Origin of the sequence: Flectobacillus longus (assembly GCF_030056705.1) — a bacterium.
Classification (GTDB): domain Bacteria; phylum Bacteroidota; class Bacteroidia; order Cytophagales; family Spirosomataceae; genus Flectobacillus; species Flectobacillus longus.
The window spans coordinates 122,718-134,640 of sequence record NZ_JASHIC010000002.1 but is presented as its reverse complement, the minus strand read 5'-3'; the positions used below and the strand labels follow the sequence as shown (position 1 = coordinate 134,640).

6 protein-coding genes are annotated in these 11,923 nt (G+C 38.5%); 2 read left to right on the top strand and 4 right to left on the bottom strand.

Annotation, left to right across the window (positions count from 1 at the left end):
* Window positions 1-86: 86 nt before the first annotated feature.
* From obgE to recG, 4 genes are all read right to left on the bottom strand, one after another.
* The gene (obgE, locus tag QM491_RS01955) at window positions 87-1,160 is read right to left on the bottom strand and encodes a GTPase ObgE (protein WP_283325700.1); all 1,074 of its coding nucleotides are present in this window, start codon (window positions 1,158-1,160) and stop codon (window positions 87-89) included.
* A gap of 529 nt (window positions 1,161-1,689) precedes the next feature.
* Window positions 1,690-2,262 (bottom strand): adenylate kinase, encoded by a 573-nt coding sequence (locus QM491_RS01950; RefSeq protein WP_283325574.1) that lies wholly within the window; start codon window positions 2,260-2,262, stop codon window positions 1,690-1,692.
* A gap of 335 nt (window positions 2,263-2,597) precedes the next feature.
* Window positions 2,598-3,377, bottom strand: coding sequence for a DUF3050 domain-containing protein (locus QM491_RS01945; protein ID WP_283325573.1), 780 nt, complete (start codon window positions 3,375-3,377; stop codon window positions 2,598-2,600).
* Between the two features lie 313 nt (window positions 3,378-3,690).
* Window positions 3,691-5,787: an ATP-dependent DNA helicase RecG gene (gene recG / locus QM491_RS01940; protein WP_283325572.1), complete on the bottom strand. Its 2,097-nt coding sequence runs from the start codon at window positions 5,785-5,787 to the stop codon at window positions 3,691-3,693.
* A gap of 564 nt (window positions 5,788-6,351) precedes the next feature.
* Between recG and QM491_RS01935 the strand changes: the two genes are divergently transcribed.
* A complete protein-coding gene (locus tag QM491_RS01935; RefSeq protein ID WP_283325571.1) occupies window positions 6,352-8,793 on the top strand; it encodes a T9SS type B sorting domain-containing protein in 2,442 nt (813 codons plus the stop codon).
* Between the two features lie 517 nt (window positions 8,794-9,310).
* On the top strand, window positions 9,311-11,686 hold the full coding sequence (locus QM491_RS01930; RefSeq protein ID WP_283325570.1) for a T9SS type B sorting domain-containing protein: 2,376 nt from the start codon (window positions 9,311-9,313) through the stop codon (window positions 11,684-11,686).
* Window positions 11,687-11,923: the final 237 nt, after the last annotated feature.

Sequence of the window (11,923 nt, the reverse complement as noted above, 5' to 3'; positions counted from 1 at the left end):
AAAAAGCAATTAGATGGGAATCAAAGATGTACTTATCTTCTTGCAAAATAAGTACATCTTTTTAGGCGAACTATTAGTATTCTTGTTTACTCTGCTAAATCTTGGTTGTTATCCTCTTGGACTTCTTCCTCATTTTTCTCTTCTGGCTGTACAAAAGATTCTTGAGCTTTTTGTAATGAGCCCCAAATCATATCTTTTAATTCCATAAGTCCTTGTTGCATCACTGATGAAATCATTACGTAAGGAAGATTTTCTGGAATCTGCGTTTTGATTCTTGCTAAATCTTCGTCTTCTGTAACTAAGTCCATCTTCGAAATGGCAATCATACGTTCTTTGTCCAACAAAGCTGGATTGTATTCTTTTAGCTCATTCAGCAAAATTCTATATTCTTCTGTAATGTCTTCGGCCGTAGCTGGAATCAAAAACAATAAGATAGAGTTACGCTCGATATGGCGCAAAAAGCGTGTTCCTAATCCTTTACCTTCGGCTGCACCCTCGATAATACCAGGAATATCTGCCATGACAAATGATTTGAAATCACGATAAGAAACTACACCAAGGTTTGGAACCAAAGTAGTAAATGGATAATCAGCGATTTCTGGTTTTGCAGCTGAAAGCACTGACAATAAAGTTGATTTTCCTGCATTTGGGAAACCAACAAGACCCACATCGGCCAATACTTTTAGTTCAAGAATCACCCACATATCTTCGCCATCTTCGCCAGGCTGAGAATGGTGTGGTGCTTGATTAGTTGAGCTTTTGAAGTGCACATTACCCAAGCCTCCTCTACCGCCGTTCAACAAGATTACTTCTTGTCCATCTTTGGTAACTTCTGCCAAAACTTCTCCTGTCTCTGGGTCTTTTGCAATCGTTCCTAGCGGAACTTCGATATACATATCTTGACCTTGTGCGCCAGTACGACGGCCACCTTCGCCTCCGTTTCCATCTTTAGCAAAAATATGTTTTTGATATTTTAAGTGGAGAAGTGTCCAATGTTGGGCATTTCCTTTGAGGATAATATGTCCTCCACGACCACCATCGCCACCGTCTGGTCCACCTTTGGGAACGTGCTTTTCACGACGAAAGTGAGTTGAACCTGCACCACCATGTCCAGAACGAACGTTGATTTTTACGTAGTCAATGAAGTTTGATGTCATAATTACTAATTGAGATTTATAAAGGGCCCATGATTGTGGCCAATTGTAATGATTAAATACTATTTATTGAGATTTTCAAGCAGAGTGGTCAGGAGTCATCAGTCTTTAGAAAACCCCTTCTGCTATTTGATAGTTCAATGAGGGAATTTGTCATGATAAAGTCTTATTCAACATTTCAACTTTATTGACAGAATATCTCCTATAAAACTTGGGGTTAGGTTTTTGACCTAGCTGAAAGCCAATAGCCACTGGCTATGAACATATTTTCAGCAAGATTGAATAAGAATTGGCAGCTTCTATTGTATCCTTTTGCAAAAATAAGCAATTCTAAGGCATTGACCTATAAGGAAGTAAATAACTAATTAATCAGGATAGCAAATTACGCTATTCCGTAAAGCAGTTCTACTATTTTACCCTTGGGTCTACTGGGTTATAATAAACTAGGCTTTAGACAAAGGAATCGATGATTTGATTTGTCCAAAGCCTAGCTGTATAAGTGGTAAACGATGCGTGAGTAGTTACAAATAGTTAACTATTTTACTGCATCGATTGCACTACAAATATTTTGAAAAATTTCTTCAATAGCACCGATACCATCTACTTTACTCACTTTACCTTGTGCTTCGTAGTATGGCAATACGTGAATTGTTTTTGAGAAATATTCATCAATTCTTTTCAAAAGTTTATCTGCATCGTCGTCTGCACGTCCGCTTACTTTTTGGCGTTCAGCGATACGAGTTTTGATTTCGTCTTCTGTTACGTCCAACTGAACAACGCCGTTGATACTTTGTCCGTTTTTCACTAAGAAAGCATCTAAAGCTTCAGCCTGAGGAACTGTTCTTGGAAATCCATCAAAAATAAATCCTTCTGCTTGTGGATTATTTTTTACTTCTTCTTCCAACATTTCGATAGTAATCGAATCTGGAACTAAAAGTCCATCTGCAAGAATTTGTTTTACACGCTTACCAAGCTCAGTATCGTTGGCAATATGCCCACGGAACATATCGCCCGTAGAAATGTGTACTAAATTGTATTTTTCAATCAATTTGGCTGACTGTGTTCCTTTACCTGCCCCCGGAGGTCCAAACAAGACGAGATTTAACATTGGTTTAAACGTTGTTTTGTGAATTGAAAATTGTGTTTTGTTATAAGAGTTGCAAATTTACAAGAAGCACTTTGAATTACCGTCCTATCTACTAATTATTTAGCAAAAGGAATTATTTTACATTTCCTAGAATCAGGTATCTTGAAAACTGCCTTTTGATATTTTTTTGAAATATCTCAAAAACAAAAAGCGGAAAACCTTGTTATACAGGGCTTTCCGCTTTTTATCAACTTATTGACTATCTAAAAAAATGGATTCTACCAATATGGAGATTTTCTTAAAAATCGCAGTTTTATTTAAAGAATACTCAATGCGATTGATTCTTTGCTTAATTCCTATACCTCAACGGCTTGCACTTTAGCCTCTACTCCGTCCCAAAGTACTTTTCGCATCTGTAAAGCTCTCTCCGAATAGGTTAGTGCTTCTTGCCATTTTGTTTCATCTGTTCCGCAAAGTTCTGTTACCATCTGTATAGCCAAATGACTATGGTGATCGCCATCTACTTCGATATGGCGCTCTAGGTAATATCTAAACTTGGCAATACGCTCAGGCATTTCGGCATGAAGGTCTTTTACCATGGCAATAAACATGTCTGGAATCAAATCTTCACGACCAAATGTAAATACAGCGGCTTGAATATGTGGCTGGTTGGTAGCAATTACTTCAAATGTAAAATTGACAAAATCCTTTACACTTTGACTTACCCCTACCATATCCAATGCTTCTGAAACACTTGTTTTTTGTGACAATAACGCCAAAAACTGCTCGATTTGAGATAAGTCTGCGCCTGATTGTCTCATGGCATCCAGATATAACTCAAAATGGCTCATACGAACGCCTTCTTCGTCAACATCACTTTCTTCGCCATTGACAATTTCGTTAATTAAATAACGCGTTTCGGCGCTACCTACAGGAACCCAAGGTACTTCGACACAAGTGAGGTTACGCTGAAGAGCTTTGAGAATCGACATAAAATCCCATACCGCAAAAATATGGTCTTGCATAAAAAGCTGCAAATGTTCGATTTGATTGATTTGATGATATACTGAGTGATCGGTCAATGCCTCTCTCAAAGGGGCTATTGCTTCTTGGATTTTATTGATTGAATTATTCATGACAAACTTTTACGATTGTAGATTTGGGATTGCTGATTTTAAATTTTATTATATAATTACTTAAGCATTAATGCAAAATAAAATTGCATTAATACGCTCTAGGCTATAAGCCGTAGGCATTAGGCAAAAATTGTATTCATGATTTTGTTAGAAATACTTTTTGCTTATGGCATATAGCTTAATGCCTGTTGCGGGTAAAATTAATTTTATTTTGCCCATTAACTTACGAGAAAAGGGGGTTATTTAGATTGCTTTAGTCAAATATAAGGATTTATCCTAAGCTCCTATACATTTTTCTACGCTTAATATAAATTTAACTAATTCTCGACCAGTTACTTTGATTCGTTTTTAGCGAATCTATTTGCTCACGAATCATTGAATGTTCTTCTGCGCTCAAATTGGGATCGGCTTCTAAAATGGCTTGGGCGCACTCTCTTGCTACTTTCAGTATTTCGCCATCTTTCGCCAAATCTGCAATTTGTAAATCGATAATACCACTTTGTTGTGTACCTGAAATATCACCAGGACCTCTCAACTGTAAGTCTACATCGGCTATTTCGAAACCGTCGGTGGTGCGTACCATCGTTTCGATACGAGTACGACTATCTTTGGACAATTTGAAATCGGTCATCAAAATACAAAAACTTTGTTCGGCACCCCGCCCTACCCTTCCTCTTAGCTGATGCAACTGTGCTAATCCAAACTTTTCGGCACTTTCAATCACCATAACTGAAGCATTAGGCACATTCACACCTACTTCAATTACTGTGGTTGCAACCATAATTTGAGTTTCGGCTTTTACGAACCTTTGCATTTCAAAATCCTTGTCGGCAGGCTTCATTTTTCCATGCACAATACTTACCTGATATTCTGGAAAAGCTCTCACTATACTTTCATAGCCATCCATCAAGTCTTTATAATCCAACTTTTCGGATTCTTCAATCAAAGGATAAACTACATAAACCTGTCGCCCTTTCTGGATTTCATCACGCATAAAACCGAAAACATTGAGACGATGAGAATCGTACCGATGAACGGTTTTAATAGGTTTACGACCTTTAGGAAGTTCATCTATCACCGAAACATCCAAATCCCCGTAGAGCGTCATTGCCAAGGTTCTTGGAATAGGCGTGGCCGTCATAACCAAGATATGCGGGTGCATATATTTGTTTTTCTCCCAAAGTTTAGCTCGCTGTGCTACACCAAAACGGTGCTGTTCATCAATTACACAAAGTCCTAAATTTTGGAACTGCACTATATCCTCCAACAAAGCGTGCGTTCCAACGATGATTTTTACAGAGCCATCCAATAACCCTTCATGAATGAGCGTACGAGCTTTTTTCTTGGTCGAACCAGTAAGTTTTTCGATTCTTATTCCTAACAGTTCGGCAAATTCCTTCAAACCTTGATAATGTTGATCGGCCAAAATTTCGGTGGGCGCCATCAAACAAGCCTGCGCACCATTGTCGATTGCCAACAACATACATATAAAAGCCACGATGGTTTTGCCCGAACCTACATCTCCTTGCAAAAGGCGGTTCATTTGTCGCCCCATGCGCATATCAGCGAAGATTTCTTTAATTACTCGCTTTTGTGCATTTGTCAACGGAAAGGGAAGGTACTCATCGTAAAAAGTTTTTAGTAAAGCTGCACTTTTGAATATCTGACCTTCATAATCAACTCGGCGTAGCACTTTTTGTTTGATTAAGCGAAGTTGATTATAAAATAATTCTTCAAACTTCAAGCGTCGACGAGCCTGATGAAGCCACTGATCAGAGTGTGGCAGGTGAATATTATAAATGGCGTCTCGCTTGGCAACCAAACGATATTTTTGCAGCAAAAACGTAGGTAAATTTTCTCGAATCAGAGGATAGGCTTTTTCCAACAAAGCCCTTTGCATCAAAGCAATTTGTTTGGATTCGATGTACTTTTTGCGAAGTTTTTCGGTAACACTATAAACGGGTTGGTAATAGCCTCCTTTTTCATTAGTCCCATTGAGCAATTCCAGTTCAGGATGTTGCATTTGTGGGCGTCCCTGAAAAAAGGATGGTTTACCAAATAGCACATATTCAGCTCCCATACGAAGATGCTTTTCGAGCCAAGTAATTCCCTGAAACCAAGTCAATTCCATTGAACCTGTCCCGTCGGTAAAAGTCCCTGTCAATCTTTGTTTGAAACCCTCTCCCACCTTCTCAAGCGTGCGCAAACGACCTTTGATTTGGGCATATTCCATATCCTCAGTCAATTCTGATATATAGTGAAACTGCGTTCGGTCTTCATATCGAAATGGATAATACTGAATCAAATCCCCAAAAGTAAAAATCTGCAACTCTGTATTGAGTAATTGTCCGCGCTGTGGGCCAACGTTTCGGAGTAACTCAATTCTAGTTTCAAAAAAATCGTTTTGCATGTTGTTATTTTTAAGTGACAAAGGCTTAGCCTCACGCTTTGAACTTTCGTCAATTGGGTCTCAGGTAAATGCGATGTAAAATATTTACAAATTTAACTTCTTCTCACATATCTTTCATGCGAAACAGTCATTGAACGCTTTTTATATTCCTAAATATTTTGTAAATTTAGTATGGTTAGTTTTTAACAAGTAACTATCTGAAAAAGTTATAAACACCCTTTTATATCTGACTATTAATCATTTACAAAAGAGCAATATCAATACCATTGAAGCCAATTTCTGTCACTGGATAGATTATATTTACAAAAACATTCATTTACTAATTTGCTCCATATTTTAAGAGTTTTGTGGTAAACAATCCGTTCTCCCATCTACCTTTTTATCTTCAATTACTTTATAGTTTCTATCGTCAACAAGTATAAAATAGTTGTTCTAGCACAATTATTGCTGGAAATCCTTCAAGGCCCGCCAGCTTCAGTGAATCCGCTTAATGTAACACAACACTATAAGCCCTTATTTCAAATGATAAAGCACATTTTCAGGTGTTTAAGCTTTTGTTTATGTATGATTATTTCAAATTATGTACACGCAGCTTCAGTGTTGGGTGGTAATTTAGAACTAATCAGCAGAAGTAGCACTACAAATGGAAAATTCCGTCTATTACTTCATGTGTATTATGACAAATCTGGTGGCGCGCCAACAAGTAGTGATGATAATCTTAAGGTAGGTATTTTTCAGAAAAGTAATAACACACTCAAGGCTTCGCTTACACTCAAGGCTTCCTCGCTCACAGGAAAAGAAGTGTCTTTCAACAATCAAGATTGTGCTAATAGTCAGCAACTTGGCATTTTGCAAGTAGACTACGAAGGCGACTTTGTGGTGTCTTCAGCCGACTATGCTGATGCTAGCGGATACTATGTGGTTGTAGAAAAATGCTGTAGAGCCAACGTAACCAATATTAGCAGTCCGACATCGACAGGAGCATTATTTTATTTGGAGTTTCCTGCACTCAAGCAGTCTAGTAATGAGTTTTATAATTCCTCTCCCGAATTTCATGCCATCACAGGTGCGTATATCTGCAAAGGGCAAGCGTTTAGCTATGACTTTGGGGCAACTGATCGTGATAACGACCAACTATCTTACGCCTTGGTAACACCTTACAAAGGCTCATCGACAAGCTCCAATAGCAACCCTACCCCAACAGGTTCGGGCAGTTACGCAACTGTAAGCTGGGCAGGTGGAAGCAGTGCATCCGCACAAATCCCAGGGAGTCCTGCTTTGAGTGTTAATGCTTCTGGTATATTATCGGTTACAGCCAGTACAGTAGGCACATATTTGTTTTGTGTTGAAGTTACAGAAAAAAGGAATGGTGTAACAATTGGCAAAACCCGTAGAGATTTTGTATTAAAGGTTATAGATTGTTCAGCAACGGTATCTGCCACGCCTGTAATTAGCGATGCTTCGGGAAGTCCTATTAGTACAGGAACCGTTTGTAAAAATGGTTATGTCGACTTATCGACTACAGCCAGTAGCAATTATACTTATCAATGGCAAAAAGATGGCTTAAATATCGCTGGTGCTACAGATTCCAAGGTAAAAGCTGAAGGCGCTGGGACATATACCGTTTTGGTATCAGCCAAAAATGGCTGTGGACTTCCTAAAGCCTCTTCGAATGTTACCTTGACAGAAAGACCAGGGTTGGATTTATACCTAAGTCATGTATATCGTGATGCTTGCACAAAGTTTCTCTTAAATGTGAAAGAAAACCCTCCTGGTTCTACTTTCCAAGAAACTGATTTTCTTTATACATGGTATATAGATGGTGTAAAGCAAACAAAAACGTTTAATGGTATTCAATCTGATATTACTAATTTCGCTGTAGATGAATTCCCACTCCCTACTCAGGCTCAAAAAATTGAATATACTGTTACATTGAGAAATGCAGCCACAAGTGCAAATAATTGTACCTATATTCTGAAAAAAACAATTGATTATCCTACTCAACCAAACGCCACACTCACTACTAATAGCGGTTTGACTGATTATTGTGATTCGGATGATTTTGTAATAAGTGCTCTCAATAGCTCAGATTTTGATTACGTTTGGAGTAAGAATAATACCATTATGCCCAATGAAAAAAGTAATTCTATCAAAGTAAAAGATTTAGGCACAAATACTTTTCAATTAAAGGTCTCAACAGTATCAGGTTGTACCAAAACAAGCGACATCACCGTCACAGGTACAGCTTCAATACCTGTCACCTTCAAATTAGACCCTATTTGTTTGCCAACTACTGCAACGATTGATTTAACGAAATTTGTTAGTCCCTACAACTCTGGAGGAGTTTTTAAAGACTCAAGAGGAACAACTTTGACCAGTAAAACCATCAATCCTACTACCTACGGAGCTGGTTCGTATGACATTACTTACACCTTTGGCGCTAATGCTGGGTGTCAATCCAAAGCTACGGCTAACCTCAAGATTGGCGCAGCACCTGTATTTACACTAAGTCCTGATGTGGTTATTCAAGCGGGCGAATCCACAACTTTAACCAGTAGTTTGGCAACAAGTACCAACCTTGCGGATTATACTTTACTGTGGTCACCAGCTACGGGACTTAGTGAGGTAAACACGCCAGTGACTGTGGCAACGCCCAACCAATCGACCAATTATGTGTTGAAAGTAACCGATAATGCCACCCAATGTGCCGATGAAAAAATCGTAAAGGTTTTTGTCAGTGGAAAAATTGTAAACACATTCACGCCAAACGAGGATGGAATCAATGATTTTTGGGATTTATCAGACATCACAACCTCATTTCCCAACGCTTCCGTGAAGCTATTTAATCGTTGGGGCAACGAAGTATTTACTACCAATGACTACGCAAGTAATCCTTTCAAAGGAATTATAGATGATAAAGAAGTAAAATCATCAACCTATTATTATGTTATCGAAATCCGAAAAGATTGGCCTACGCTTACAGGATATTTGACCGTAATAAAGTAACCATTTTCAACAGAAAACTACCCTATAGTTTTCAAAGAAAAAAAGTGTATTCAATAAGATAGAAGGTTTTTATGTATTTTTACAAACACCTTTTATCCAATTGGATACACTTTTTTCGTTTATTAGCTAGATCGTATTTCAAAAGATGTCAAATATGATTTATTCTATCAGTGTCGAGTGTATCACTCGATAACTGGCGGTAGCACAAAAGTTTTTTTGATTACGAGCCTTTTCCAATAACAGATACCCCATTAAGTTAGTGGGCAAAATAAAATTTAAGATTATGCTTGGGGCTTTCAGGTAACGGCTTTCGGCGGTGGGTTTTGGAAAAAAGCATGGCTGTGGGTAATAAAAAACATTTTAACACTCTGTGCCTTGTGCCTGTTGCCTAGTGCCTAAACACATAACTTAAATCTTATTCTGCACGATTACTTAACTAATAACGTACTATTACTTATAATAAACCAAATTGTCAATGAGGTTACGTTTATTAATCATCCTACTTTGTTTAACTACGATGCAACACACGTTTGCGCAAGACCCTTTTGTGGGAGGGTATTTGCAGCTTTCAAAAGTTGCTGGAACTACTAATCAATTTCAACTTAACATTCATTTATACATCTCTTTACACAATACCACCAATCAGGCAGATTTGGCATCTGGCATACTCACCAAAGATTTAAGAGCTAAGGTATATCGGAAAAGAGATAATGTGGATGTTACTGCACAAATTGATGCTTCAGGAGTTATTGATTTTACAGGAGGTTCATCTACTAGTATTGACTTGAGCTATCCCAACAATTGTAATATTGGTAGCTTAGCGTCAAAAGACTTAGTACTGGGCAAAAATATCACACTAGATTTTACCCAACTGTCAGATCCTGATGGTTATTACGTCATTGTGGAGCGTTGTTGTAGAAGTAGTCAGTTGACCAATATTGCTAATCCTAGCAGTACGAGTTTACTACTTTATCTTTTCTTCACCAATGGCATCTCACAAACCCCTGAATTTCAAAAAGCACAAGGAAGTTTTTATTGCTTAAACCAAAGCAGCTTTGTGAACCTACCTGTTATTAACTCTGGCGGTATAGAATATGATTTTGAGCCTCTGTATAAAGGCTTAAGTTCGCCGAGTTCGCCTCTGGTATTACCTCAGTTGGCTTCTCCCAAAGAAATACCATGGATGTCGGGATATTCAACTAGGTCACCCATTGCATCAAGCATTCCTATTGTATTATCCAATACAGGAACGGTACAGTTTCTGCCTAGTAAAGAAGGATTATATGCCATGAAAATTATGGCTACACAGAAACTTGGTGGACGCATCATTAGCCAAGCTCAAGTAGAGTATGATGTTTTGGTAAAAGACTGTAAAGAAGTAGAAAGACCAAGGATTTATATTGAAGGAAGTACCAATACAGCTCATGTAAACACCATAACTCTCTGTCAGAAAAGTTACCGAGTGCTTGAAACTCAGGCAAATCCCAATGCTACCTACCAATGGTATTATAATGGTAGTCCTCTGCCTAATGCTACCACCAACAAACTTCGTATCAACGACGATGTTACTGGTGACTATAGAGTTGAAATCAATGACCCTAATGCTACATGTAAGCCTAGAGAGACCTCTCTGTTAACCAGAGTTATCGGCGATGGAGGTGTTGGACTGTCTTTAACGCCATCTTTAGGTACAACAATATGTGAGGATAAATCGCCAGGTACCATTACCCCAAGTATTTCTGGAGCTACATCAGCAGACTTTTCCTTTGATTGGACATTAGACGGTTTTACACTTACTAGTAATAGAGACACAGAGTACGCCCGCACAGGTGTTTACAGATTGGTGATTACCCAGAAAAATAGTCCATTTTGTACTTTTGATGCCTCACTTAATATTGCCGTAAATCCACTACCTCAAGTTGATGCTCAAAATGTTTCAAACAAAACTTATATCTGTGAAGGTGATGTAGTAACTCTTAAAGCCGAAGTGAATACGGGTACAACATGGTTATGGCAAAAAGATGGTGTAAACCTTAGCACTGATCAAACCATCAATATAACTCAATCAGGAAATTATCAGTTACAGGCTACCTCAGATAAGGGCTGTAAAAAGAATGCCCCCGAAGTTGCGATTACGGTATCCCCCAAACCAACAGTTACCTTTGCCCCAATTCCTTCATTTTGCGAAGCTAAGAATCTCGCAACAGATTTGAGCATCTATGTTACTCCTGTTAGCTCTAATGCAGGAGTATTCACTGGAAAAGGAATGACAGGCTCAGTATTTGACCCATCCAAAGCGGGTTCGGGTGTGTGGCCAATTGTATATGAATACACCTCGGCTGATGGTTGTAAAAATTCTGCTACTAGCAATGCTATCGTCGATAGAGTTCCCAGAGTTCAATTAGGAGAAGATATTACGATTTTCAGAGGACAACAAGTCCAAATTCCAGTAGTTGGTAGTCAAGGTTCTGATTATAGTTTTACTTGGTCACCCACAACAGGCTTATTGAATCCGACAGATTTTTCTCCTATAGCTGCGCCTATTTCGCATCAGGAATATACCCTTGAAGTCGTAGCCAATACTAGTAGATGTAAGGCTAGCGACAAAATCAATGTTTTTGTTTATCCCAAAATCGACATTCCTAATTCTTTCACCCCCAATGGCGACAGGATGAATGATACTTGGGAATTGGATGGTATTGACGAATATCCTAATATCGAAGTAAAAATTTATAACAGATGGGGCAATGAAATCTTTTATTCAAAAGGCTACAATCAACCTTTTGACGGTATCCAAGAGGGTCAGCGTATTCCTACGGGAACCTATTACTACGTCATCAAACCCAACGTAAACCTCCCTGCACTAACAGGATATGTGACGGTGGTGAAGTAGTTTTTTTGAGGGGACAGGGATTAGGGGTTAGGCAAAGAGTGAAAAGTTGAATATTGAGACCTTAAAGAGTAGTAGCCAGGCAGAGAGTGGCAGAATTTTGCATCTACACTATTACTAATGCCTAATGCCTCACTACTAATGCCTCCTTAAAATGCCTTTTTTCCCCTTCCTTCATCATAATTGCAGAGGGGTTTGTATCTTTGCAGGCTAGGGAGTCAAAAATGATATTGTGCTGTT